Genomic DNA, 24,656 nt, shown 5'->3' on the forward strand with positions numbered 1-24,656 from the left:
AATAAATTTTCATGATCCAAAAAAATTTCCAGTAAATTTTAAACATTTGATGAAATATTGATTAGAATATGCTAAAATGCAAAACAATATCTTCCTCGCTGGTGGCTAAGTGAAGAGGTGGAAGCATGAGAGATTTTTTAAGATCCGTCAATCGGATCGTGGTGAAGATTGGGACAAGTTCCTTGATCCATCCAAATGGCAAGATCAATTTCGCTGGAATTGATCAATTAGCATTCGTATTAACTGACCTTCGAAATCAAGGCAAAGAAATAATACTGGTCTCTTCTGGCGCGATTGGCGTTGGAATGGACAAACTTGGAATCCCCGAACGGCCGCAGGAGATCCCTGTTCAGCAAGCGGTTGCAGCCGTTGGTCAATCAGAATTAATGCATATCTACAACCAACGTTTCTTAGTGTATAGTCAACAAACCGCTCAAGTTCTCCTAACACGAGATGTAGTAGATTTTCCTGAAAGTCGTAAAAATGTAATCAATACACTAGAACAGCTCATTTCAATGGGAATCGTTCCGATTATTAACGAGAATGATACCGTCGCAGTAGACGAAATGGATCATACGAGAAAGTTCGGAGACAATGATGAGCTTTCCGCAATCGTTGCACAGTTAATGGAAGCAGATGTGCTGATTATGTTAAGTGACATTGACGGATTTTATTCAGACAATCCCGCAACAAATAAACAAGCGATTTTATACTCGACTATTTCGACCATCAATCAAACATTGATGAATCAGGCAGGCGGTGAAGGCAGCCGCTTTGGCACTGGCGGTATGGTCAGCAAATTGAAAGCAGCTCAACGAATTCTAGAAGCAAAAAGTGCCATGGTTTTAGCGAATGGGAAACCTCCCAGAATAATTTTTGATATTTTAGCTGGAGTAGATGTCGGAACATTATTTAAGGAGGAAAAACATGGATAACTTGATGAATACCTTAGGGCAACAGAGCCGCTCCGCTGCGCAACAATTGGGGCAGCTGGAAACTACTCAAAAAGATGACTGCTTGCTGCAGATGGCTGAAGATTTGGAAAACAATACCGCAGTTATTTTGACTGCAAATCAACAAGATCTATGCCGAGCAAAGGATAACGGGATTTCTGATCCAATGATTGATCGTTTACGTTTAAACGATGAAAGAATCAAGGAAATGGCTGAAGGTATCCGCCAAGTAGCAGCCTTGCCTGATCCAATTGGTGTCGTAGAGAAAATGTGGCGGACAGAGGATCAATTGATGATTGGTCAACAACGCGTCCCTTTAGGTGTGATCGGAATCATCTTTGAGTCTCGGCCAAACGTGACGACCGATGCGGCTAGTTTATGTTTCAAATCAGGAAATGCGGTCATCTTACGTGGCGGCAAAGAAGCCTTCCATTCAAATCAAGCCTTGGTGGAGCTTCTGCAAAAGACATTATGCAACTGTCAGTTGAATCCCGCTATGATTCAGTTTGTCAGCGACATTTCACATGATGTCGCAAATGAGATGATGCGCCTAAACGACTATTTAGATGTGTTAATTCCCCGTGGTGGTGCAGGTTTAATCCAACGCGTGAAAAGCAACGCGACGGTGCCAGTGATCGAAACGGGAACTGGTAACAATCACGTGTATGTTGATTCTGCCGCACAATTGGACATGGCACTAAACATTGTAAAAAACGCTAAAGTTCAACGTCCCTCTGTTTGTAATGCGATCGAAACGTTACTCGTTCACGAGGAAATCGCGGCAGAGTTTTTACCTCTGATAGAAAAAGAACTAACATCACTGGTTACTCTACGCGGAAATGCGCAGGCGCTAAAGCATTTGAAACAAGCGGATCTAGCAACCGAAGCAGATTGGTCAACAGAATTTTTGGATTATATTTTGGCAATCAAAGTTGTTGCTTCTATCGAAGAAGCCATTGAGCACATCAATCATTATAATTCCAAGCATTCCGAGGCAATCGTGACGGATAATTATCAGAACGGACAAAAATTTTTGAAAGAAGTTGATGCGGCAGCCGTCTACATCAATGCCTCGACTCGTTTCACAGATGGTTTCAAATTTGGTTTTGGTGCGGAGATTGGCATTTCTACTCAAAAATTGCATGCTCGCGGGCCTATGGGATTGGAGCAATTAACTTCCAGTAAATACATTATTTATGGCGATGGACAAGTTAGAGAATAAGCTTAAAGGAGCTGTGACAAAAGACTTGTCATAGCTTCTTTTTCTGAATAAACGGTGTTCCAGAAGTAGCTTCTTCGGAAATTCCTTCTTATTTCTTGAAGCTGACCACTTCTGTCACAACCTCTTATTTTATTGCGCTTGAATTTTTGCTAATAAATCTGGATCGAACTGTTGCGATTTCAACATAGCGATTTCGAAACCATACGGTGGTTTTTGGTTCTTTTTGTCTTCTCCCACATAAGGTGTTTCCAAGATTTTTGGTAAGTCTTTCAACTTTTCATGATGAACAATAGCATTCAAGGTGTCAAAGCCAATCGTACCAAAACCAATATTTGCATGACGATCCTTATGAGAGCCCATTGGATTTTTCGAATCATTCACATGAACGACTTTTAAACGTTCCAAACCGATCACACGATCAAATTCCTCTAATACGCCATCAAAATCTTCTTTGACATTGTATCCTGCATCATTTGTATGACAGGTATCAAAAGTCACTGAAAGCTTTTCATTCAATAAAACCCCATCAATGATATAAGCCAACTCTTCAAAAGTTTTACCTAACTCCGTTCCTTTGCCAGCCATTGTCTCTAAAGCAATTTGAGCTCGCTGATTTTTAGTCAGTACTTCATTTAGTCCTTTAATGATTTGATCTAAGCCAGCTTTTTCTCCTGCACCAACGTGAGCTCCTGGATGTAACGTAATCTGCATCGCTCCCAGTGCTTCTGCTCGCATAATTTCATCGCGTAAAAATTGTACTGCAAAAGGAAACATCTCAGGCTTTTTGGTATTTCCAAGGTTAATGATATACGGCGCATGCATGACAATGTTTGACAAGCCATGCTCCTTCATAAATTCTTCTCCAGCTGGAATATTCATCTCATCAACTGGCTTGCGGCGAGTATTTTGCGGTGCACCGCTATAAATCATAAATGTTGATGCTTCATAGCTAGCTGCCTCTTGTGCCGCCCCTAGTAGCATTTCTTTTCCCTTCATACTTACATGAGAACCAATTAACATAAAAACCTCCAAATTTTCTATTTATAGGAATATCAACAAACTCGTCATTAACGGCAAACTGATCAAGAAACTAAGCGAAGAAGTGAACCCCACCACTTCTGCACGCATTCCTGCAGCTACACTGTTGATCACGCCAAATGTCGGAATCGGTCCGACTGAAACAAGACATAAAACAATTTTGATCATTGCCGGAAACGGTAACAGCATAAAAAAAGCCACCAGCAATAGGCCCGCACCATATTTGATTGCTAACACACGTCCAACTAATGCTAAATCCTTTTTCGGCAAACGAAGTTCCAAAAACAAGCCTATCATAAACATCGACAAAAATGTATTAGCATCAGCAATTGGCTGCGCAATTTGAAAAACTGCTTCTGGTAAATCAAGCTCTAGAATTCGCAAGGACAGCATGATCAAGTAACAAAGAAACGGCACCGATCGAAACAATCTTCCGAGAACTTTTTTTACGCTCGGACGTTCTTCATCGCTGCCACTGATGCCTTCGATTACTACATTCGAGCCGCCAGCCAGCATAACACTATTGCCAATATCAAAAAAGGATAGAATCGGAATCGCCTGCGGTATAAAGCTCTGAACAAAGGGGATCGCGAAATTTCCAATATTGTAGCCAGAAACACCGTACATCAAAAATTCTCGCTCTACCTGTTCTTGTTTTCTCGATAAGAAGTGACCGATTAGAATCATAACCAGATTTAATACTAAACCAGCAACAATTAGCAATAGTAACTGGTTTTTTACTGCCAAATATTGCAGATTCACAATGATCGCAGCCGGCAGTGTGACGTTGACGACAATCTTTGAGATCATCGAGCCATCTGCCTTCATTAATAGGTTCAAGCGTTTCGTTAGATAGCCAATCAAGATAATAACAAATAATCCTAACGAGTTTAATAAAATTGCTCCCACATGCTCACCTTTCCTAACCTCTAAAACGTTTTCCCATCACTACATAGAAAAAGGATTGCTCCAAAATTGGTACAATCCCTTTCCTAATCACAACTAAAATTGCAAAACAAAATATTTTTTCTTCCCGCGACGTACAACAATGTACTCATCAGCTAATTTATCTTGATCACTTAATGTGTAGGCTACATCTTGTACGCGATCGCCATTGATATAAATCGCACCATTGTTAATATCTTCGCGAGCTTGGCGTTTAGACGCTTCGATGCCTGCTGTTATCAGAATCTCAACTAAGTTCAAGTCATCGCCTGCTTGAACTTGATAATTGGGTACATTTTTGAAGCCTTGTTTGATTTCTGCTGCATTTAAGTTTTTCACATCACCGCTGAATAACGCTTCAGAAATGTGCACCGCTTGATTGTATGCTTCTTCTCCGTGAACTAAAACAGTCACTTCTTTGGCTAAGGCCTTTTGAGCTGCTCGTTGTTCTGGAGCTGCAGTAAATTCCTTTTCGATCGCGTCAATTTCTTCTAAACTCAAGAAGGTAAAGTATTTCAAGAATTTAACGGCATCGCGGTCATCTGTATTAATCCAGAATTGGTAGAACTCATATGGAGAGGTCTTCTCTGCGTCTAACCAAACCGCATTTCCTTCTGTTTTACCAAATTTTGTGCCATCAGCTTTTGTAATCAAAGGCATCGTCATACCAAATGCTTGCTTGCCTTCTTCTCGACGGATCAATTCAATCCCAGAAGTAATGTTGCCCCATTGATCACTACCACCTAATTGTAGCAGGCAACCGTAACGTTTATTCAATTCATAGAAGTCGTAGGCCTGTAGTAGCTGGTAAGCGAACTCTGTGTATGAAATTCCAGATTCGATCCGGCGTTTGACACTTTCTTTGCTCATCATGTAATTGATCGTAAAGTTCTTACCAACATCACGTAAAAAGTCGATCAGCTTCAACTCGCCTAACCATTCATAGTTATTAGCAACGATTGCTGGATTCTCTTTATTCTCGAAGTCAATGATCCCCGAAAGCTGATTTTTAATACTTTGCGACCAGCTTTGAACGGTATCTAAGGTGTTTAATTGGCGCTCTGCATCTTTAAATGAAGGGTCTCCGATCATTCCGGTACCGCCGCCAACTAGAGCAATGGGTACGTGTCCGTTTTGTTGGAAACGTCGCAACGTTAAAATCGGTAATAAATGACCAATATGCAGACTGTCTGCTGTTGGATCAAAGCCAATATATAGTTTAACAGACTCTTCGTTTAATTGTTTTTCTAGGGCTGCTTCATCTGTTACTTGAAAAATTAAGCCACGGGCTTTTAGTTCTTGAAAAAAGTCTGAATGCATGTTTTTTCCTCCTAATTATTTTTGATGCGCTAACTAACCGTTAGGCATATACTCATTACGCATATCATTTCTAAATGACTTATACTTTCCCATATTAACCGAAATAACAGGGAAATAAAAGCCATTCGTCAGATTTCTTCGAAGTTCTAGATCAAGAAAAAAGAGTCCGCAGTAAAAAGAAAGCCGGACAATATAATCATGTTTGTTTTGTTTTACTTAACAATTAGTTGAAGTTTTGATTACAAACATTGCATCCGCTTGTTAATAGAAGTAAAACTTTGCTATAATTCAACAGATAATTAAAATGATAGAATCTAATGAGGTGGACTTTTTGGCTCACAAGAAAAAAGTAAATAAGCAACCGAAGAAGAGCAGCAAAAGCAAATCAAGAACAAGTCTTGGAGGGCCTTTTGCATTAAATGTCTCTTTGCGAGTAGTCAAGTCATTGCTGCTTGGCTTAGTTGTTGTGCTCTTTTTAGGCGGCATGCTCGTCGTCGGAATCGGTGCTGGGTATTTTGCCCATCTTGTAGAAGGAACACCGACACCTACAAAATCGGAAATGAAGCAAAAAGTCGGCGATATCGCAGAGTCATCAAAATTGCTTTATGCAGATGATCGCGAATTAGCAACGATCCAAGCTGATCCAATTCGTGAAAAAATCAATTCTGACGAGATTTCTCCATGGGTGAAAAAAGCTCTGGTCGCAACTGAAGATGAAAACTTCTATGAACACCGTGGTGTCGTCCCAAAAGCTGTGGTACGTGCTCTTTTGGGAGAAGTTGTAGGCTTTGGTGCTGGATCAGGTGGTTCTACTCTGACACAGCAATTGATCAAACAACAGGTTTTAACTAATGAGACTTCTTTTAAACGGAAAGCAAATGAGATCGTCTTAGCGTTAGATTTGGAAAAATATTTAAGTAAAGATGAAATTTTGACAGCCTACTTGAATGTCTCACCTTTTGGTCGTAATAACAAGGGACAAAATATTGCCGGCGTTGAAGAAGCCGCGATTGGAATCTTTGGGGTTCATGCAAAAGACTTGAATCTGCCGCAATCTGCTTTTATTGCAGGTCTGCCGCAAAGTCCGATTGTATACAGTCCTTACACGAATACTGGCGATCTGAAGCAAGATTATTCCCTTGGGATGAATCGAAAAGATGATGTATTGTTCAATATGTACCGTGAACAGATGATCTCTAAAAAGGAATATGAAGATGCAAAAAAATATGACCTTTCAAAAGACTTCCAAGGACGTCAAGATGTAGAGGTTCAACAACACGGATTCTTATATTACACCGTCTATAACGAAGCCATCAGCATCGTGGCAAAACAGCAGGCCAAAGAAGATGGGGTCAGCGACGCTGATTATAATAAAGACGATGTTCGCAATCGTTATGTCGAGCAAGCCAAAGTTAAAATGCAAAATCAAGGACTGGTTGTAAAATCAACGATTGATAAAAATATTTATGACGCAATGCAATTAGGAGTCGCTGAATACGGCCAATACTTAGACGATGGTTCAGGAGCTACTGTTGAACCGGGAACGGTTATGATGGATAACAGCACAGGTAGAATATATGGTTTTGTCGGCAGTCGTGATTACAATACAAACCAAAATAATCACGCTTTTGACACTGCACGACAAGCAGGCTCTTCAATCAAGCCCGTATTGGTTTACGGTCCTGCGATCGACCAAGGATTACTAGGAAGCGCGTCACGTATTGCCGATTACCCAATGAAATATCAGCATGGCGACGATGCTGGTAAGGAATTGAAGAATGCCGAAAACAAAGGTTCTAAGACCTTCCAGACTACGCGAGAAGCACTTGTCGAATCAACTAATATTACTGCCTATCATGTATATCAAGACTTATTAACGAATAAAGGCTCTGACCAGTTTGCTTATGACAATTATCTGAAAAAAATGAACTATCCAACTTCTAATGACTGGGGTGTTGAAGCCGCACCATTAGGAACAACAAACGTTTCAACCTTAACAGAAGTCAACGGCTTCCAAACCTTGGCGAATAATGGCGTTTATCAGCAAGGCTACTTGATTGACTCTATTACTGACAGCACCGGCAAGGAAATCTATAAGCACAAGGACAATCCCGTTCAAGTCTATTCAAAAGCAACCGCATCGATTATGAATGATATGATGCGCAGTGTAATCAATGAACAACACACCACTCCTTTCAAATCCATCTTAAGTGGAGTAAACTATCCATTAAGTACTGCAGATTGGGTTGGTAAAACTGGTACCACAGATAATTATGCCGATAACTGGCTGATTGTCTCCACACCGACTATTACGTTAGGAACATGGACCGGTCGTGATGACAACAAACCAATGAATGATGGCGCGGGAAATCGGACAGCGACCTATATGGCCTATCTTGCCGCGAGAATTTATCAAGTCAACCCGACGATTTTCGGTGAAGACGAGAAATTTGAATTGTCTGATGATGTGAAGCAAATTAAAGTTTCTGACTTCACTGGTCTAAAGCCTGGAAAAGTCAGTCATAATGGAACAAATTACCAAGTTCCTAGTGGCGAAACTACTTCCCTTTGGGCAAAAGATGGTCCAGCAGATAATGCCTATGAATTTGGAATTGGCGGAAATGACGAAGATTACAAGTCCTATTGGAATACTCGTAACAAAGTCAACGCCAAGAACAAGGATGATACAGAAACAGATGATTAATATTTCTAAGACCTCTCTTTTTTCGGAGAGGTCTTTTTCTCTCCTCTTAAACTTCTTGTGACGTTCCTGGCTTTTTGGTATTCTACCAAAAGAAAGAACTTTTTGAATGGAGGAACAACAATTGACGTTTGAAGAAATATTACCCGAATTGAAAAAAGGCGCAAAAATTATTCGTGAAGGCTGGGGCGGTTTCGAGTTATATGTCACATTAGTTGAAGGTGAAGTGTTTGACGGTGCACCAGTGACGCCTTACTTTTTGATTAAAACGGCTGATGAAGGCTTTTCAAGCTTTGCTCCGACAGTTTGTGATATTCTTGCAGAAGACTGGAAAATCGTCGAATGATGACCTTTGATTTTACTGATAAAACTGTTTTCGTCACTGGCGCAGCCTCAGGCATCGGTACTACTCAAGCGCAAGCTTTTTTAAAGGCTGGTGCTCGCGTCTTTGCTTTTGATCAGCAAGAATTGAATTTATCAGCAATTCAAAAATGTTACCCCAATCATTTTGCCTATTGCCTCGGGGATGTTCGAGATAAAGATAGCTTGAAAGCAGCCATCGAAACATGTCACGGAATTTTTGGCAAGGTCGATATCTTGTTGAATACTGCTGGAGTATTGGATAATTATTTGCCCTTGGCTAATACGGAGGATGACCTTTGGGAAAAGATTTTAGATACCAATCTAAAAAGCATGTTTATATTGACCAAGCTATTATTACCTGAGCTACTGGAAAATCGAGGAACGGTGATTAACATGGCTTCGATTGCCGGATTGGTAGCTGGCGGAGGTGGTATTGCTTACACCACTAGCAAGCATGCCATTGTCGGCTTCACTAAACAGCTTGCATTAGATTACGCTGCTGAAGGACTCCATGTCAACGCCCTTGCACCTGGTGCGATTCAGACACCCATGAATCAAGCAGACTTTGCTGGCGATGGACAAATGGCTAAGTGGGTAGCTGAAGAAACACCTGTTAAACGTTGGGCCAAGCCTGAGGAAGTAGCCTATGCCACCTTGTTCCTAGCTAGTGAAGAAACACGCTACATGCAAGGAAATATTTTACCAATTGACGGCGGCTGGCTATTAAAATAGCTTGCATTTTTTATAAAATCCTCTAAGATAAGTGATAGCGAGAAATTCGCACTGCGACACTTCAATCCTTTGGTCGCAGTTATTAACGAGACAATGTCTTGTAAAGGAGAATGATAAAAATGCATCTTGAAAAAAGTGCCGCACAACGCTGGACGACTGCGGATACGGCTAAAATGGCCGTTGTGACAGGAGTGTATGTCGCTGTCACGATTGTTTTATCTGTTATAAGCTTTGGCGCGATCCAATTTCGTTTGGCAGAAATGTTCAATTTTTTACCCCTCTTCAACAAACGCTATACGATCGCAGTAACTTTAGGCGTAGCGATCGCCAACCTGGCTTCCCCGCTTGGGATTGTCGATGTGCTCTTCGGCAGTGTATCTACATTGATCGTTTTACTGATCTGTCGAGCTGTCACCAAAAGAATCACCAGCCTTAAGAAAAAAATGATCGTTACCACGTTGATTTTTGCCTTTTCCATGTTTACGGTCGCAGGTCAATTGACCTTCTTTTATCAAGCACCGTTTTTCTTCAATTGGTTAATTATCGGGTTAGGCGAATTGCTTTCAATGTCTTTAGGCGGTATATTGATTTACTTAGTGAATAAACGAATTGATTTGACGAAATAAAAACGCGTGAGCAGATTTGCTCACGCGTTTTTTTAATGATAGATGGCGATTGTTTGATACGGTTTCAGTGTGATTACTTCGTCAACAGCTTGCGTCTCATAATTATCAATCAATATGTTTCCAGTCAAAAATTCTTCTGGTATGTTGATCGTAGTTTCCGTTGGGAAAAAGTTATTAAGCACCAGCAGTGAATGTTCTTCTAGGCGGCGCACAAAACCGTAAATTTGCGGATGCTCAGGTAAAAAAGCCTCGTAGCTGCCTTTTGCAATCACTGGATAGTCTTTTCTCAACTTGATCAATTGTTGATAGTAGGTAAAAATCGAACCTTCTTGCAGTTCTTTTGCTACATTAATTTCATCAGCAGATTTCCCTAATCCTAACCACGGATCAGTCTTTGAAAAACCACCGTATTCACTGCTATCCCACTGCATCGGTGTACGAGAATTATCACGAGACTTGGCTTTGACGATCTCGAAGGCTTCTTGTTCGGACTTGCCAGCAATCAACAGCTCTTGATAAGCATTCAAACTTTCTACATCAACATATTGTTCCATCATGTCAAAATCTGGATCAAGCATCCCGATTTCTTCTCCCATGTAAATATAAGGCGTTCCTCGATTTAAATGAATCGAACTAGCGAGCATTTTAGCTCCTGCTACTCGATAGTTATCCACATCGATGAAACGATTTAGCGCACGAGGCTGATCGTGATTATTCCAAAAAAGTGCGTTCCAGCCATCCCCCTCACTCATTTGCGTTCCCCATGTATGAAACAATTCTTTCAATTTCGCAAAATCAAACGGCATTTGCGTCCATTTTTTTCCATCTTTATAATCCACTTTTAAATGGTGGAAATTGAAAGTCATATTTAATTCTTCACGCTCAGGATTTGTATATAAGATACAATCTTCCACTGTAGTAAAACTCATTTCACCAACTGTGACGATCTCGGTATCCTCACCATAGGTCGCTTGATTCATCATACGGATGAATTCATGGGCAATTGGACGATCAGTATAAGCTGGTTTGCCGTCATTTTCTGGACAATCAATCAACACTTCGTCTTTACCAATAACATTGATTACATCAAAGCGGAAGCCTTTAATGCCTTTATCCATCCAAAAACGCAGAACTTCAAACAGCTCTTCACGAACTTCTGGGTTTCGCCAATTCAAATCAGCTTGGGTAACATCATATAAATGCAGATAATACTTCCCTGTATCACCAAAGGGCGCCCAAGCATTTCCGCCGAATTTAGAAACCCAATCAGTTGGTTTGTCTCTTAAGATAAAGTAATCTTGGTATTTCTGATCACCGGCTAATGCTTTTTGAAACCATTCATGCTCAATAGAAACATGATTGAAGACCATGTCCAGCATGATTTCGATACCATTATCTTTGGCGGTTGCCATCAGGCTTTCAAAATCATCCATTGTTCCAAACATTGGATTGATCGCTGTATAGTCAGCGACATCATAGCCATTGTCATTTTGTGGGCTCGGATAGATTGGACTTAGCCAAACCATATCAACACCCAGACGCTTTAAGTATGGCAATTTTTTTTCAATTCCCGGCAGATCCCCTACTCCATCTTGATTGGTATCCAAAAATGATTTGGGATAAATCTGGTAAATTACCTTCTCTTTAAAACTCATGTCGCCCTCCAGCTTTCTATAATTCTGTTGCGGTTAAGATTTTTTCATTACTTGTGACTGTTGCTTCTTCCAACAAAGGATCCACTTGAAAATCGGTCGAATTTGTCACAATGATTGGTGTTTGCACTTCATACCCTTCCTCTTTGATCGCCTCCACATCAAATTCCATCAAGAGCTGACCCTTTTTGACGCTGTCACCCTGCTTCACATGACTGGTAAAGTATTTTCCATCCAGCTGTACTGTATCGATTCCGATGTGGATCAACACTTCAGTACCTTCTGTACTGACTAATCCGATTGCATGCTTCGTTGGGAATAGTAAGCTGATTTGACCATCAAATGGCGCATATAGTTTGCCTTCGCTAGGATCAATCACAACGCCTTGTCCCATCATCCCCTCAGCAAAAACAGGATCTTTGGCACTGCTTAATGGGTGCAGCATACCAGCAATTGGAGCAAATAATTCAACGACAGCCCCAGCTTTTTTAGTTGTCTCGCTGCCTAAAGTCGGTACATTGCCCTCTTCCACACGATCGATTTTATTAAATAGACCGATGCGTCGGAAAGTCAAGGTCAGCAAGAATGGAACGGCGATCGCAATCACCATACCGATGGCAAAGATTGGATAATCCTGTGGACGAATTGCTAGAATCCCTGGCAATCCGCCGACTCCGATCGATAGCGCTCGTACTTTGAAAAGTGTAACGAACAATCCAGCGATTCCGCTGCCGATCATAGCTGCAATAAATGGATAAGTATATTTCAGATTGATCCCGAACATTGCCGGTTCGGTTACACCTAACCAAGCTGAGATAACCGACGGAATCGATACTTGTTCTTCTTTTTTGTTGCCGCGATGAGCAAATACTATTGCTAAAACAGCGGCTCCTTGAGCAATATTTGATAAACAAATCATTGGCCAAAGATTCGTTGAACCAAAGTCGGCAATCAGCTGTGAATCAATCGCCAAGGTGGTATGATGCAAACCTGTGATGACCAGAGGCGAATAAAGTGCTCCAAAAATACCACCGAATAACCAGCTTAAGCTAGAAGTCAATCCTGCATTCACGACAGCGGAAATAGCCGTCCCGATTTTCCAACCGATTGGACCTAAAATAATATGTGCAGCTAAAATCGTTGGAATCAATGAGAAAAATGGTACAAAAATCATCGAGACTGCTTCTGGTATATGCTTGCGGAAGAAGCGCTCCAGATAAACTAATAAGAAACCTGCCAGCATCGCTGGAATAACCTGCGCCTGGTAACCAATTTTATCGACTGTAAAAAAGCCGAAATCCCATGTCCAGTTCTTAGCAATTTCTGCAGCAGTCGTTCCGTTCACTGCATATGCGTTTAGCAATTGTGGAGAAACCAGTGTAATCCCAAGCACAATTCCAAGGATTTCCGTAGCCCCCATCTTACGAGCGATACTCCAGGTAATACCAACTGGTAAGAAATGGAAGATTGCTTCACCAGGGAGCCATAAGAAACCATTAACACCACTCCAAAAAGTTGAAGCTTCAACAATCGTTTGACCATCTAGCCAACCCATCGGTACAGCTTCTAGAATATTACGAAATCCTAAAATCAAACCGCCGACAATAATTGCTGGTAATAACGGTGTAAAAATTTCTGCTAAAACAGTAATGGCGCGTTGAACTGGATTCTGATTTTGTTTTGCTGCTGATTTGGCTGCTTCTTTCGATACTCCTTCAATTCCAGATATTTTAACGAACTCGTTATAAAATACGGCGACATCATTTCCGATAATCACTTGAAATTGACCGGCATTGGTAAACATTCCTTTAACACTAGGTATTTCTTCAATTTTAGCTTCATCGGCCTTTTTTGGATCATTTAAGACAAACCGCATTCGTGTAGCACAGTGAGTGACCGCGGAAATGTTCTTTTTTCCGCCAATTGCTGCCAGCAGGTCCTTTGAATCCTTTTCATATTTTCCCATCATTTTTCCCTCCGAATAATTTTAACTTGTATGGATAAGTTCAGCTGATAAGTTAACTATAAAAGGTTTTTGCTTTTTTGTAAATCGCTTACATCTTGATAGAATTTTGCTTTATGAGAAAATACTCATTAAAAAAAGAGTTAGCTAAGTTTAAACATAGAATATCGGTATTGCAACTACAAACAGGTTTGGATGTTACCAAACAAGTTAGCTATAAAATAAAAATTTACTCATTTTAATTTTGTTAAAGCAACAGAAAGCGTTTTACATTCTAAATCTTTATTCGTATAATAAAAATACCTATACGGACAAGTTAACAAATGATCGTTCATCAAAATACAAAATTAGTTTCTTATATAGAAGGAGGACACGATGAAAAACTATGAAGTAATTTATCAGGCGATTGAGCGAGGAATTCTAAAGGGTGTGTATGAAGCAGGAGATTTCCTACCCAGCGAGAACAAACTACGGCAAAGCTATCATGTCTCTCGTGACACGATACGCAAAGCCTTATCTCTTTTAATGGCTAACGGTTATATTCAGAAAATCCAAGGCAAGGGGTCACTTGTCTTGAAACGGGAGCAATTGCGATTTCCTGTATCAGGTCTGACCAGCTACAAAGAATTGCAGAATTCTTATGGCTATGAAAGTAGTACCGAAGTTGTTAGTCTTAAAAAAATTGTGATTGATGATAAAACAGCCCATGTGACAGGCTTTGAAGCAGGCGCCGTTTGTTGGAAATTGATCCGTACGCGTGCCATTGATCAAAAGAAAGTAATCCTCGACAAGGACATACTACTAACAACTATCGTACCAGAATTAGATACTGAAATTGCAAAAGACTCAATTTATCGCTATTTTGAAAACCAACTTGGATTGACTATTTCTTTCGCTGAAAAAGAAATTACGATTGATGCATTGACTGATGAAGATCGTGAACTGCTTGATCTCAATCAGCATGACATCAATATCGTTTCAGTAAAGAGCCGCGTTTTTACCAGCGATGCCCGTCAGTTCCAATATACTGAAAGTCGTCATCAAGTGGATAAATTTCGTTTCTTTGATTTTGCTCGACGTCATCCTTCGACGATGTAGAATACTTACAAAAAAAGCTGCGCCTAAATCGGCACAGCTTTTTTTAAAATTATTCTTTTGTTGAACCCTTTTCGAAGATACCATGTGGCAATTCGATCGTTTTTTGTTCAATCTCTTCTTTGTTCATCATTTTTGTTAATAGACGCATTGCGACAGCACCGATATCATACAACGGTTGTGTTACACTGCTTAGGCGTGGACGAGCTACTTCTGTCAGTAATGAGTCATTGCTTGTAATGATTTCAAAGTCTTCAGGAACTTTCACGCCTTTGTCGATTAAACCATCCAATAAACCAATCGCTAATTCATCATCGGTTACATAAGCGGCTGTTGCTCCACTATTTAAGATGCGTTCAGTCAATGCTAAACCTTCTTTAAAATTGTAAGGTGCTTCAAAGATTAAGCCTTCGTTATAGTCTAAACCATTTTCAGCTAATGCTTCTTTGTAGCCGCCCATACGAGCTTGTCCATTGATGGCATCAATTAAGGCGCCACTAATGAAGGCAATCTTCTTATTGCCATGTTTTGCTAATAAGTCGATTGATTCTTTCGTTGCTGCTTTGTAGTCGATGTTTACACTGCCGACTTGTTCATCTGGATCGATTGAACCAGCTAAAACGATCGGTGTTTTTGAACGTGAGAATTCCGCACGGATTTCATCAGTGATTCGATGACCCATGAAAATCACTCCGTCAACTTGTTTTGCTAATAAGTTGTTCAGCACATTTACTTCTTTTTGTGCTTCGCCGTCTGAGTTAGCTAAAATAATATTGTACTTGTACATTGTTGCAATATCGTCGATTCCCCGTGCTAATGACGCGAAAAACATATTGCTGACATCCGGAATGATTACACCGACTGTCGTTGTTTTCTTACTTGCTAGTCCTCGTGCGACAGCGTTTGGACGATAATCGAGACGCTCAATAACTTCTAACACCTTTTTACGTGTTGTTGGTTTCACATTGGGGTTGCCGTTGACCACACGAGAAACGGTCGCCATTGAAACATTAGCTTCGCGGGCAACATCATAAATCGTAATTGTTTGCTTTTCCATGGATATGCTCCTTTAAAATTGTTTTCAGAAAATATCATTTACATTTCTAAAAGATAATAGCACGTTGTTTCATTGATTGCAACCGTTTTACACATTTTTTCTCAAAATTTTGTAAGCGTTTTATAAAAATCGTTTTCCAATAAAATTTATCAGTGTTACAATAATAATAATGCTGAAAGAAAGAAGGAAGTTTTAATGAACCAAGAAAAAGTTTCAGAATTACGAAATTGGATGCAAAAAAACAATGTCGATCTAGCCTATATTTCTGACGCCAGCCATATTGGCTACTTCTCAGGCTTTGACAGCAATCCGATGGAACGTGTATTAGCGTTATTCATTCCACTTGAAAAAGACCCTTTTCTATTTGCACCCGGTCTTGAAGTAGAAGATGCTAAAGCCAGCAGCTTCGAATATGATGTTGTGGGCTACTTAGACAGCCAAGACCCGTTCTCTATCATCGTGGATGAAATCAAAAAACGTTACGGTTCTCCTAAAAAAATTGCGTTAGAAAAAAATCAATTAGTTCTAGACCGCTACCTGCGATTAAGCGAAGCGTTCCCAGCTGCTGATTTTTCAGCTGACTTGACTCCGCTAGTTCAAGAATTGCAATTATATAAGACCGAAGAGGAATGCCAACAGTTGATTGAAGCTGGCTCAACTGCGGATCTTGCTTTTGAAATTGGCTTCAGACACGTAAAACCAGGTATTACTGAAGAAGAGATCGTGGCAGAAATCGAATATGAATTGAAGAAAAAAGGCATCAAACAAATGTCCTTCCCAACCGAAGTACTCGCTGGACCAAACGCTGCTAGTCCTCATGGCACACCAGGGAAAAATACGTGTAAAGAAAACGAATTGGTCTTGTTTGATTTAGGGACGATCGTTAACGGTTACTGCAGTGATGCGACAAGAACTGTTGCCTGCGGAAAACCAACCGATCATCAAAAGGATATTTATAATATTGTCCTAGAGGCTCAACTAAGCGCACAAGAAGCGGTAAAACCGGGTATTACTTGTGGCGAACTTGATAAAATCGCACGTGATGTCATTGAAAGCCATGGTTATGGAGAATACTTCAATCATCGCCTAGGTCATGGAATCGGAACAACGATCCATGAATTTCCACAAATTGTAGGCGGTAATGATTTAGTGGTTAAAGAGGGTATGTGCTTCTCAATTGAACCAGGCATCTATTTACCAGATGATGTAGGCGTTCGAATCGAAGACTGCATCTATGTGACAAAAGACGGATGCATTCCATTTACTAAGACATCAAAAGAGTTGATTATCTTATAGAAAAAAGCGAGTGATCCTTATCTATCTTAATTGATAAGGATCACTTTTTTTTAATTATCCCTTACTCCTTCACGATCGCCAAAAAAGTAATAACTGGTAATCAAGTATGCCGCTACAATCATTGCTAAAAACAAATAGAAGACATTGTCCTTAAGCGAATGCAAATACCATAGTATAAAGGATAACAGCACTGGCATCACAGCAAAACGAATCCAAGGCTGCCTCCAGTATCGACGTATCGTAACCCATAAAAAGCGCAATGGTAAAAAAGCAATACCAAATAAAAACAACCCCACAAACCACTGAATTTTCTTCATAACATGTTCCTCCTCATTTTCTTTTGAAGAAGACTCCTGCACTAATTGAACGGCCAAAATTTTTTCCAAACTTTTTTTTGAAAGCGCATCTGGTTCACTTTTTCCTAGCTCCCATTTTGAAATCGTTTGTCTTGTAACATAAAGTTGATCCGCCAATTGCTGTTGGGTCATCTTCAATTCTTCTCTTTTTGAACGAATAATTTTTCCTATTTCCAAATTTTCGTTACTCCTCTATTATTATTTACTATATCTTGAGATTACAGCAACAACAGGCGTTGCGCACGCAACACTTTTAAAATGAGTCTATTTCTTGAAAGATTTTCTTAAGCAAACCGATTTTTCTGCATAAAAAAGGCTTCACGAACTCGCTCAGCTTTTGAGCACCAGGTAGGTACTGTTCCACATCAGCTCTGCAAGCAGTCGCTGTGTGTCTCAGCAATAAGACCAAAATATTTCTAAATTGCCAAGAAACACAGTGATCGAAGAGAACTGATGTTGATTGGTACCTACTTGGTGCTTCTCAAATTTAGAAATATTTTTGCTTATTGCCGAAATGCTAGTTCTGCTTAACGGAGTTTAGCAGTAACTGTATGCGTAGAAAAGCTAGTTCGTGAAGCCGGACATGGATACTCCTGCTGTAAAGCGATTTATTCATGAGAAACTTTTATACTTTCCGCATAAAAAATAGCCCTCAAAGCTGAGGACTAGATTTTTTATTCTGGATTATTTTTTTCGACTTCTTCTTTTAATTCTTCTTTGACTTCCTCGAAAGCCGGTTTTTCTTCATTTACTTCTTTGGCTTTATCTGCTAACTCATCGGCGCCTTCAGTAACGGTTTCCTTCGCCTCTTCTTTTGTCTCCTTAACATCGATCACGATATCCTCTGAAGCATCTTCTGCAACATCTTTGGCATCGCCGGCTGCTTTACGGAAACGATCAGATAAATCAGAGCTTTGGCGTTTCAAATCTTCTAACGTATCAGAAGTAATATCATCCATGTCATCCATCGAATCACTTACTTTACTCTTCACGTTTGAAGCTAAGTCATTGGCTTGATCGCCCAAATCAGAAGCACGTTCTTTTACAATAGATCCCACTTCACTGGTTTTTGATACAAAATCATCGGTATAATCTGAAGCTAAGTCTAACCACTCATCTGTCTTCTTCGCTAAATCTTCACGCATCTCTTTGCCCGATTTTGGTGCTAATAGCAATGCTACTACAGCTGCTGCCGTTCCACCAATTAAGGCTCCTGCAAAAAATCTTCCACGTTTAGTCATGTTGTTATCCCTCCGTTTTCGTTGTTGTCTTACGATCTCTAAAGAATCTCATCGTTGTCGCGCCAACTTTTCCTGCGACACTCGCCTTTGCCGCATTCTTTCCGACACCGCCAACTTTTCCAGCAAGATTTCGACTCGTCGTATTTAAATCAGAAACACTCTGACTCAAATCAGCCACCGCCGTAAACAATGGATCAATCGTTTCTACTTTCCCATTAATATCATTCAGCAAGTGATTTCCTTTAACTAGTAATCCTTCCACCTGCTGCATGAGTAAATCAACATCTTTTGTAAGAACATCGATTGTTGTATTCGCCTCAGTTACTGTTGTCTCAACCTTTTCAACTGTTTTTGAAACCTGACTCAAGACACGCACTAAAAAGATGACCAACACAACAAATGCGAGTGCCGCAATAATTGCCGCAATACCGCCTAAACTCATTCAATCGCTCCTCTCATTTTTCACTCATTATGCTAACTTAAATTATACCATTCCCAAAGAAATTAATGAAAGAGAAAGAATTGTAATAAACTCTAATAAAAAAAATATCTCAATGAATTCATTGAGATACCTTCATAAAATTTTGCAGGATACCACTGTAAATAATCTCTAAATCACTAATCAAATCCGACTCATCAAAACTGCTGTCAGCGAAGCTATCTGCGTGGCCGCGGAAATAATTCGTTAAAACACGTTCAACTTGAAGAACCTCCTGATCAGTCAGATCGCATTCTAGAAAAATTCGTTCAAATGCAGCTCTTAGGAAAAAAGAAATGTTTTCTTCATAAAAGTCTATGTAATCTTTTTCATAAAAAACAATATAAAAAGCATTGTTTTTTTTCGCATAAGCAGCCCAAGTTTTACCTAATTCGATAAATGCATAAAGATTTGCTCTGCCAAGTAAGGAATCTACTAACTCCTCACGAAATTCCTCCATTGCTCTTTTGACCACCGCTTGACGCAATTCAGTAACACTCCCAGTATGCGTATACAGTGAAGGGGACTTGACCTCTAGACGTTCAGCAATTTTATTTAGTCTCAAGCCGTGAAGGCCAGATTCATGAACCAAGCTCATTGCGCAATCAATCACGATTTCTCTCGTTAAGCGGGAATTTTTCATTCATTTTCCTCTTTGTATTTAGTTATTTTCAAGAGACATTATATAACAAAAAGACTAATTTTTTCTATTAGTAATAGTGATGATTGGCATTTAAAAAACTAATAATTTATTTTTTTAAAATAACTATCAATATAAAAAGCGCAGTTTCAAAACTGCGCTTTAGGAAATTATTTTTTTACTTTGTTTTGTCCGCTTAATTCTTTGCCTAGGGCGATGATGTAATCATGTAATTTGTCCTTGATTTCAGGATGCTTCAAGCCGTATTCAATACTCGTTGTCATAAAGCCAAATTTATCACCAACATCGAATCGTTTTCCGTTGAACTCATGAGCAAATACGCGTTGTGTGCGATTCAACGTATCAATTGCATCTGTTAATTGTATCTCATTACCCGCGCCTGGCTTTTGCGCTGCCAACACTTCAAAAATTTCCGGTGTCAGCAAGTAACGGCCAATGATTGCCAGATTACTTGGTGCTTCTTCTGGTTTTGGTTTTTCTACAAAGTTTTTTACATTGAATAATCCTTTAGAAACTTCTTCGCCTGGATTAATAATTCCATATTTTGACGTTTCTTTTTCAGGTACGCGCATCACTGCGATTGTTGATGCGTGCGTTTGCTCGTAATCGTTCATCAATTGTTTCGTCAACGGCACACGATCTTCCATTAAATCATCACCTAACATGACAACAAATGGTTCATTGCCGACAAATGCCCGCGCCTGTAAAACTGCATGACCTAGTCCTTTAGGGTGTGACTGACGGATAAAGTGCAGATTCACATCAGTTGTTTCTTCAACCAACTTCAACAAATCGGTTTTACCTTTTTCCTGTAAATTCATTTCTAATTCAATATTTGCATCAAAATGATCCTCAATTGGTCGTTTTGCTTTGCCAGTTACGATCAAAATATCTTCAATCCCAGATTTCAGCGCTTCTTCAACGATGAATTGAATTGTTGGTTTATCGACGATAGGCAACATTTCTTTAGCCATTGCTTTTGTAGCTGGCAAAAATCTTGTTCCCAACCCTGCGGCTGGAATAACTGCTTTTTTTACTCGCATAAATCTTATCCCACTCTTTCTATTCTAAAGTAAATTCATTTTCAAACGTACCTTCACGCATCATCAAGTCTCGACAAGCCTGACGTACGTCTTTGTCATTGTATAAAACATCATAAATCGTTTCTGTAATCGGCATGCTGACATCCATACTATCAGCTAGCTCTTTAGCAGCTTTCGTCGTTGAAACACCTTCGACGATCATGCCCATATTATCTAGAACTTCATCTAGCTTATGGCCTTTTCCTAATAGATTCCCAGCGCGCCAGTTACGTGAGTGAACGGAAGTACAGGTTACGATCAAATCACCAACACCGCTCAAACCGATGAACGTTAATGGATTCGCACCCATTTTAACGCCTAAACGACTGATTTCCGCTAATCCCCGAGTCATAATCGCTGCTTTAGCATCATCCCCATAAGAAAGCCCCGCCAAAGCTCCGGCTCCCAAAGCAATGATATTCTTTAATGCCGCGCCCATTTCAACACCAATCACATCTGGATTCGTATAAATCCTAAGATATTCGTTCATGAACAGCTTTTGTACATACCCTGCTAATTTTTCGTCTTTACAGGCAGCAGTGATGGTAGTGATATCGTGAACCGCTACTTCTTCTGCATGGCTTGGTCCAGATAAAACGACGACTCCTTGGCGATGCGCTTCTGGGATCTCCTCGATTAAAACTTCAGAGATTCGTTTATGCGTGTCTTGTTCAAGCCCTTTACTAGCATGAATAATCACAGGTTTGTTCTCTGCCACTTGAGCAAATTCCTGAGCGACTGAACGGATCGCTTTTGTTGGAACTACGAAAAGAACAGCATCCGCGTCCTTCACAGCATCCTTAAGATTTTTCTCACCTTTGATGCTTTCAGGAATTTTTAAATCCGGTAAATAATGGCGGTTCGTATGGTAAGTATTGATTTCATCAATCTGTGCCGCATGGTTCCCCCAAAGTCTTACTTCGTGTCCATTTTCGGCTAATACTTGTGCCAACGCCGTTCCCCAAGATCCTGGGCCTAAAACTGCAACTTTTTGTTTCAAAGAAATTTCCTCCTAGTTCATAATAGCGCATTCGATTGTAAATAGAAGATAGCTAACAAGATAACAATTTTCTAAATACTTCATCGAATTGATAACATAGTAAATAATTTATTTCGTAAGAAAGTTCTTTTTACTATCATAGCATAAACTGGTAATAGGTTCTCATATCAAGGCTTGATTAGTTCCTTGATCACGTTCATATAACTTGATGTCTGTTCGTTTTTTTCGTCGATAATATAATAGAGCGATTCCTCCAACAAAAAGAACCAGTGATAATACTTGAGAGACGCGAAGTCCCCCAAAGAAATAGAGACTGTCTGTTCGCATTCCTTCGACAAAGAAACGACCAAAGCTGTACCATGTCACATAGCCTAAGAACAATTCTCCACGTTTAACCGCGACTTTTTTCCTAATAATCAAAATTAGGATAAGTCCTAATAGGCTCCACATTGATTCATAGAAAAAGGTAGGTTGACGAAAAGCGCCGTCAATATACATATTGTTAATAATAAACTGCGGCAAATGTAGACTCTCTAAAAATTGACGCGTTGTTTCTCCGCCATAAGCCTCATGATTCGTGAAATTCCCCCAACGACCCATCGCTTGCCCCAGCATTACGCCTGGCGCAACTACATCTAAAAACAGCCATGGATCAATAAAATTATGGCGAGTATATACAATCAATACGATGACTGCTGCAATCAATCCACCATAGATAGCTAGACCACCGCTTCGTGTATTGAAGATTTGGATTGGATCAGCAAGATAAGGTTCTAAATCAAACAAGATGTAATACAAGCGAGCACCGATAATCGCGATCGGCAGTGCCCATAAAATAAAATTCGTCATATCATCTTCCTTTAGCCCGACTCTCACTGCTTCACGATTAGACATCCATAGAGCAAGTGCAATTCCAGAGACGATGATGATCGCGTACCAATAAATTTGAAGACCAAACAATTCAAAGGCCACACGATTTATTTGAGCAACCATCTTACTGCCCAGAATTTTCTTCGATTAATTGGGTCAAACGATCTTCAAAGGTCTTCGTCGCATCGTAGCCCATAGTACGCGCACGGAAATTCATTGCCGCAACTTCAATAATAATCGCGACATTTCGGCCAGTCTTCACAGGAATCTTCACTTGTGGAATTTTTACTTCTGCGATTTCTACTTCTGTGTTGCCGCTGCCTAAGCGGTCATATTTTTTATCTTTGGACCAGCTTTCTAGGTAAACGGCTAATTGAACAGGCATTGATCCCCGAACAGCACTAGCCCCAAATAGATTCATCACGTCGATGATTCCGATTCCACGAATTTCGATTAAATGCTGTAAAATTCTTGGTGGTTCACCAACTAATGTCAGTTCATCCTGCTGGTAGACATCGACACGATCATCTGCGATCAGACGATGGCCGCGTTTAACTAATTCCAATGCGGTTTCACTTTTACCGATACCGCTATCCCCTTGGATCAGCACACCTAATCCATAAACGTCGACTAATACCCCATGAACACTCGTCCGAGGCGCTAAGCCGCCGTTTAAAAAACTTGAAATCTCCCCTAACAAACGTGAGGTTGAGATTGGAGAACTCAGTACCGGAATATTCCGTTCACTAGCTGCTTCGATCATTTCTTTTGGTGGTGTCAACCCCCGAGAAACAATGAAAGCAGGTGTATCATCGCTGCACATCCGACGTAGAACCATCAATCGTTCTTCTGGCATCATGCGTTCTGCGAAGGTAATTTCTTTATTTCCAAAAAGTTGTAAACGATCATGCGAATAATAATTAAAATAGCCGGTCAATTCTAACCCGGGACGTGAAATATCGCCAGTGGTGATGACTCGTTCAAGACTTTCTTCATCTCCAGTTACTACTTCCAACGAAAGCTTATCAACTAGTTCTTTTACTTTTACTGTTTCAGCCATATAATCCCTCTTTTCTACACTTCCGCTCTATTTTATCATTTTATCCATGGAGTGACTAGGTAGAGACAACTTTCCAAGAAAGAATAAAAAAAGGCCTTACAAATATTTTGTAAAGCCACGATTTAGGTGCTGTTCTCCTAAAAGAATCAGATTTTTTATAATATACTTATCTGCAAAATAGCATATTGGTTAACAGCTAGCTCACTTTTAAGGAATTATTTTTCCAAAAAACGGATAGGTAAATTACCTATCCGTGTACTTATCGATATTATGATCTGAAACGATCGCATTGACAATCGCCATGACGACAGCCACCAGAATTGAGATGGCAAAGCTGGAAAAGCCAAAACGATAATTTCCTAATAAGTTGGAAGTCAATTGCAGCATACCAGCGCTAATTACAAAACTAAACAGTCCCAAAGTCATAATATTCAACGGTAGTGAAAGTAAAATCAGAATCGGTTTCACTAAGGTATTTAAAATGGATAGGACAAAGCTTGCAGTAATAGCCATCATCAGACTTTCCACATATACATGATCAGGAAAGAGCACTGACAGTGAAATAAAGATCAGTGCATTAGCTATTAAGCGCTGTAGGTAAGTCATTAAAAGTCGCTCCAGTCATCATCGTCGATTTTGTCCGCTTTCTTACGTTGGCGTGACGCTTTTTTCTCATAATTGTTGTAGTCGTTGTTTCCATAGTATGGATTATTGTGTCCATATGAATCCCGTCCCCCTCTTGGAGCTGCGGGAATCACCAATGCTAACAAGACATATAATACAACCGGTGCGCCGATTAAGCCGAAACTTAAGAAAACATAAATCACACGCACGATTGTTGGATCGATCCCGAAGTATTCGGCGATCCCGGCTAAGGTACCTGTCAGTACCACATTTGTTCGTGACTTTTGTAATCTCTTTTGCATATGAATCTTCCTTCCTTAT

Annotated in this window: 24 protein-coding genes; 8 read left to right on the top strand and 16 right to left on the bottom strand. The window is 40.0% G+C overall.

Features of this window, described 5'->3' with window-relative positions:
• The first annotated feature begins 125 nt into the window (after positions 1–125).
• Positions 126–935 (top strand): glutamate 5-kinase, encoded by an 810-nt coding sequence (gene proB / locus AUF14_RS09925; RefSeq protein WP_016181305.1) that lies wholly within the window; start codon positions 126–128, stop codon positions 933–935.
• The gene (locus AUF14_RS09930; protein WP_016181304.1) at positions 928–2,175 is read left to right on the top strand and encodes a glutamate-5-semialdehyde dehydrogenase; all 1,248 of its coding nucleotides are present in this window, start codon (positions 928–930) and stop codon (positions 2,173–2,175) included. Before proB ends, AUF14_RS09930 begins: the two co-directional genes overlap by 8 nt.
• Positions 2,176–2,304: 129 nt before the next feature.
• Here the strand turns inward: AUF14_RS09930 and AUF14_RS09935 are convergent, their stop codons facing one another.
• The 3 genes from AUF14_RS09935 to tyrS form a co-directional block, all read right to left on the bottom strand.
• Positions 2,305–3,195, bottom strand: coding sequence for a deoxyribonuclease IV (locus tag AUF14_RS09935; protein ID WP_016181303.1), 891 nt, complete (start codon positions 3,193–3,195; stop codon positions 2,305–2,307).
• A 21-nt stretch (positions 3,196–3,216) separates the two neighbouring features.
• The gene (locus AUF14_RS09940; protein ID WP_016181302.1) at positions 3,217–4,122 is read right to left on the bottom strand and encodes an AEC family transporter; all 906 of its coding nucleotides are present in this window, start codon (positions 4,120–4,122) and stop codon (positions 3,217–3,219) included.
• A gap of 93 nt (positions 4,123–4,215) precedes the next feature.
• Positions 4,216–5,478 (bottom strand): tyrosine--tRNA ligase, encoded by a 1,263-nt coding sequence (gene tyrS / locus AUF14_RS09945; protein WP_048720760.1) that lies wholly within the window; start codon positions 5,476–5,478, stop codon positions 4,216–4,218.
• A gap of 331 nt (positions 5,479–5,809) precedes the next feature.
• On the opposite strand from tyrS, the gene AUF14_RS09950 reads away from it, so the two are divergent.
• The 4 genes from AUF14_RS09950 to AUF14_RS09965 all read left to right on the top strand — a co-directional run bounded on the left by AUF14_RS09950 (position 5,810) and on the right by AUF14_RS09965 (position 9,900).
• Complete coding sequence (locus tag AUF14_RS09950) at positions 5,810–8,182, top strand: transglycosylase domain-containing protein (protein ID WP_082158224.1); 2,373 nt, start codon at positions 5,810–5,812, stop codon at positions 8,180–8,182.
• A gap of 121 nt (positions 8,183–8,303) precedes the next feature.
• Positions 8,304–8,525, top strand: coding sequence for a DUF2829 domain-containing protein (locus tag AUF14_RS09955; protein WP_016181299.1), 222 nt, complete (start codon positions 8,304–8,306; stop codon positions 8,523–8,525).
• Positions 8,522–9,274 (top strand): 3-oxoacyl-ACP reductase, encoded by a 753-nt coding sequence (locus tag AUF14_RS09960; RefSeq protein ID WP_082158225.1) that lies wholly within the window; start codon positions 8,522–8,524, stop codon positions 9,272–9,274. Before AUF14_RS09955 ends, AUF14_RS09960 begins: the two co-directional genes overlap by 4 nt.
• 119 nt (positions 9,275–9,393) lie before the next feature.
• Positions 9,394–9,900: a QueT transporter family protein gene (locus AUF14_RS09965; RefSeq protein ID WP_016181297.1), complete on the top strand. Its 507-nt coding sequence runs from the start codon at positions 9,394–9,396 to the stop codon at positions 9,898–9,900.
• A gap of 32 nt (positions 9,901–9,932) precedes the next feature.
• Here the strand turns inward: AUF14_RS09965 and treC are convergent, their stop codons facing one another.
• Positions 9,933–11,555 (bottom strand): alpha,alpha-phosphotrehalase, encoded by a 1,623-nt coding sequence (gene treC, locus AUF14_RS09970; RefSeq protein ID WP_049218577.1) that lies wholly within the window; start codon positions 11,553–11,555, stop codon positions 9,933–9,935.
• Between the two features lie 16 nt (positions 11,556–11,571).
• Positions 11,572–13,518, bottom strand: coding sequence for a PTS system trehalose-specific EIIBC component (treP, locus tag AUF14_RS09975; RefSeq protein WP_049218580.1), 1,947 nt, complete (start codon positions 13,516–13,518; stop codon positions 11,572–11,574).
• 372 nt (positions 13,519–13,890) lie between these two features.
• On the opposite strand from treP, the gene treR reads away from it, so the two are divergent.
• Entirely contained in the window at positions 13,891–14,613 is a 723-nt protein-coding gene (gene treR / locus AUF14_RS09980; RefSeq protein ID WP_016181294.1) for a trehalose operon repressor, read from the top strand.
• Positions 14,614–14,662: 49 nt separating this feature from the next.
• On the opposite strand, the gene ccpA is transcribed toward treR, so the two are convergent.
• Positions 14,663–15,667, bottom strand: a complete 1,005-nt coding sequence (gene ccpA, locus AUF14_RS09985; protein WP_016181293.1) for a catabolite control protein A — start codon at positions 15,665–15,667, stop codon at positions 14,663–14,665.
• A 195-nt stretch (positions 15,668–15,862) separates the two neighbouring features.
• On the opposite strand from ccpA, the gene AUF14_RS09990 reads away from it, so the two are divergent.
• Positions 15,863–16,963, top strand: a complete 1,101-nt coding sequence (locus tag AUF14_RS09990; RefSeq protein ID WP_016181292.1) for a M24 family metallopeptidase — start codon at positions 15,863–15,865, stop codon at positions 16,961–16,963.
• Between the two features lie 50 nt (positions 16,964–17,013).
• On the opposite strand, the gene AUF14_RS09995 is transcribed toward AUF14_RS09990, so the two are convergent.
• The 10 genes from AUF14_RS09995 to AUF14_RS10040 all read right to left on the bottom strand — a co-directional run bounded on the left by AUF14_RS09995 (position 17,014) and on the right by AUF14_RS10040 (position 24,637).
• On the bottom strand, positions 17,014–17,496 hold the full coding sequence (locus AUF14_RS09995; protein ID WP_016181291.1) for a helix-turn-helix domain-containing protein: 483 nt from the start codon (positions 17,494–17,496) through the stop codon (positions 17,014–17,016).
• A 497-nt stretch (positions 17,497–17,993) separates the two neighbouring features.
• Positions 17,994–18,560, bottom strand: coding sequence for a YtxH domain-containing protein (locus tag AUF14_RS10000; RefSeq protein WP_016181290.1), 567 nt, complete (start codon positions 18,558–18,560; stop codon positions 17,994–17,996).
• A 4-nt stretch (positions 18,561–18,564) separates the two neighbouring features.
• Entirely contained in the window at positions 18,565–19,002 is a 438-nt protein-coding gene (locus AUF14_RS10005; protein WP_016181289.1) for a DUF948 domain-containing protein, read from the bottom strand.
• Between the two features lie 118 nt (positions 19,003–19,120).
• Positions 19,121–19,681, bottom strand: a complete 561-nt coding sequence (locus AUF14_RS10010) for a TetR/AcrR family transcriptional regulator (RefSeq protein ID WP_048720624.1) — start codon at positions 19,679–19,681, stop codon at positions 19,121–19,123.
• 167 nt (positions 19,682–19,848) lie between these two features.
• On the bottom strand, positions 19,849–20,742 hold the full coding sequence (gene galU, locus AUF14_RS10015; RefSeq protein ID WP_016181287.1) for a UTP--glucose-1-phosphate uridylyltransferase GalU: 894 nt from the start codon (positions 20,740–20,742) through the stop codon (positions 19,849–19,851).
• A gap of 19 nt (positions 20,743–20,761) precedes the next feature.
• Positions 20,762–21,781: an NAD(P)H-dependent glycerol-3-phosphate dehydrogenase gene (locus tag AUF14_RS10020; protein WP_048720626.1), complete on the bottom strand. Its 1,020-nt coding sequence runs from the start codon at positions 21,779–21,781 to the stop codon at positions 20,762–20,764.
• A gap of 162 nt (positions 21,782–21,943) precedes the next feature.
• Complete coding sequence (gene lgt / locus AUF14_RS10025; protein ID WP_016181285.1) at positions 21,944–22,774, bottom strand: prolipoprotein diacylglyceryl transferase; 831 nt, start codon at positions 22,772–22,774, stop codon at positions 21,944–21,946.
• Position 22,775: 1 nt separating this feature from the next.
• Positions 22,776–23,711 carry an HPr(Ser) kinase/phosphatase gene (gene hprK, locus AUF14_RS10030; RefSeq protein ID WP_016181284.1) on the bottom strand — a complete coding sequence of 312 codons (936 nt, stop codon included), beginning with the start codon at positions 23,709–23,711 and terminating at the stop codon, positions 22,776–22,778.
• Between the two features lie 243 nt (positions 23,712–23,954).
• Positions 23,955–24,317: a phage holin family protein gene (locus tag AUF14_RS10035; protein WP_016181283.1), complete on the bottom strand. Its 363-nt coding sequence runs from the start codon at positions 24,315–24,317 to the stop codon at positions 23,955–23,957.
• Complete coding sequence (locus AUF14_RS10040) at positions 24,317–24,637, bottom strand: PspC domain-containing protein (RefSeq protein WP_016181282.1); 321 nt, start codon at positions 24,635–24,637, stop codon at positions 24,317–24,319. The genes AUF14_RS10035 and AUF14_RS10040 overlap by 1 nt, the downstream gene beginning before the upstream one ends.
• Positions 24,638–24,656: the final 19 nt, after the last annotated feature.

The sequence above is a fragment of the Enterococcus avium genome, assembly GCF_002891025.1.
Taxonomy (GTDB): domain Bacteria; phylum Bacillota; class Bacilli; order Lactobacillales; family Enterococcaceae; genus Enterococcus_A; species Enterococcus_A avium.

What these genes read in the sequence shown, in the direction of transcription:
- proB (WP_016181305.1), top strand. Translation starts at nt 126, where the DNA reads ATGAGAGATTTTTTAAGATCCGTCAATCGGATCGTGGTGAAGATTGGG.
- AUF14_RS09930 (WP_016181304.1), top strand. Translation starts at nt 928, where the DNA reads ATGGATAACTTGATGAATACCTTAGGGCAACAGAGCCGCTCCGCTGCG.
- AUF14_RS09935 (WP_016181303.1), bottom strand. Translation starts at nt 3,195, where the DNA reads ATGTTAATTGGTTCTCATGTAAGTATGAAGGGAAAAGAAATGCTACTA.
- tyrS (WP_048720760.1), bottom strand. Translation starts at nt 5,478, where the DNA reads ATGCATTCAGACTTTTTTCAAGAACTAAAAGCCCGTGGCTTAATTTTT.
- AUF14_RS09960 (WP_082158225.1), top strand. Translation starts at nt 8,522, where the DNA reads ATGATGACCTTTGATTTTACTGATAAAACTGTTTTCGTCACTGGCGCA.
- AUF14_RS09965 (WP_016181297.1), top strand. Translation starts at nt 9,394, where the DNA reads ATGCATCTTGAAAAAAGTGCCGCACAACGCTGGACGACTGCGGATACG.
- treC (WP_049218577.1), bottom strand. Translation starts at nt 11,555, where the DNA reads ATGAGTTTTAAAGAGAAGGTAATTTACCAGATTTATCCCAAATCATTT.
- treP (WP_049218580.1), bottom strand. Translation starts at nt 13,518, where the DNA reads ATGGGAAAATATGAAAAGGATTCAAAGGACCTGCTGGCAGCAATTGGC.
- treR (WP_016181294.1), top strand. Translation starts at nt 13,891, where the DNA reads ATGAAAAACTATGAAGTAATTTATCAGGCGATTGAGCGAGGAATTCTA.
- ccpA (WP_016181293.1), bottom strand. Translation starts at nt 15,667, where the DNA reads ATGGAAAAGCAAACAATTACGATTTATGATGTTGCCCGCGAAGCTAAT.
- AUF14_RS09990 (WP_016181292.1), top strand. Translation starts at nt 15,863, where the DNA reads ATGAACCAAGAAAAAGTTTCAGAATTACGAAATTGGATGCAAAAAAAC.
- AUF14_RS10000 (WP_016181290.1), bottom strand. Translation starts at nt 18,560, where the DNA reads ATGACTAAACGTGGAAGATTTTTTGCAGGAGCCTTAATTGGTGGAACG.
- AUF14_RS10005 (WP_016181289.1), bottom strand. Translation starts at nt 19,002, where the DNA reads ATGAGTTTAGGCGGTATTGCGGCAATTATTGCGGCACTCGCATTTGTT.
- AUF14_RS10010 (WP_048720624.1), bottom strand. Translation starts at nt 19,681, where the DNA reads ATGAAAAATTCCCGCTTAACGAGAGAAATCGTGATTGATTGCGCAATG.
- galU (WP_016181287.1), bottom strand. Translation starts at nt 20,742, where the DNA reads ATGCGAGTAAAAAAAGCAGTTATTCCAGCCGCAGGGTTGGGAACAAGA.
- lgt (WP_016181285.1), bottom strand. Translation starts at nt 22,774, where the DNA reads ATGGTTGCTCAAATAAATCGTGTGGCCTTTGAATTGTTTGGTCTTCAA.
- hprK (WP_016181284.1), bottom strand. Translation starts at nt 23,711, where the DNA reads ATGGCTGAAACAGTAAAAGTAAAAGAACTAGTTGATAAGCTTTCGTTG.
- AUF14_RS10035 (WP_016181283.1), bottom strand. Translation starts at nt 24,317, where the DNA reads ATGACTTACCTACAGCGCTTAATAGCTAATGCACTGATCTTTATTTCA.
- AUF14_RS10040 (WP_016181282.1), bottom strand. Translation starts at nt 24,637, where the DNA reads ATGCAAAAGAGATTACAAAAGTCACGAACAAATGTGGTACTGACAGGT.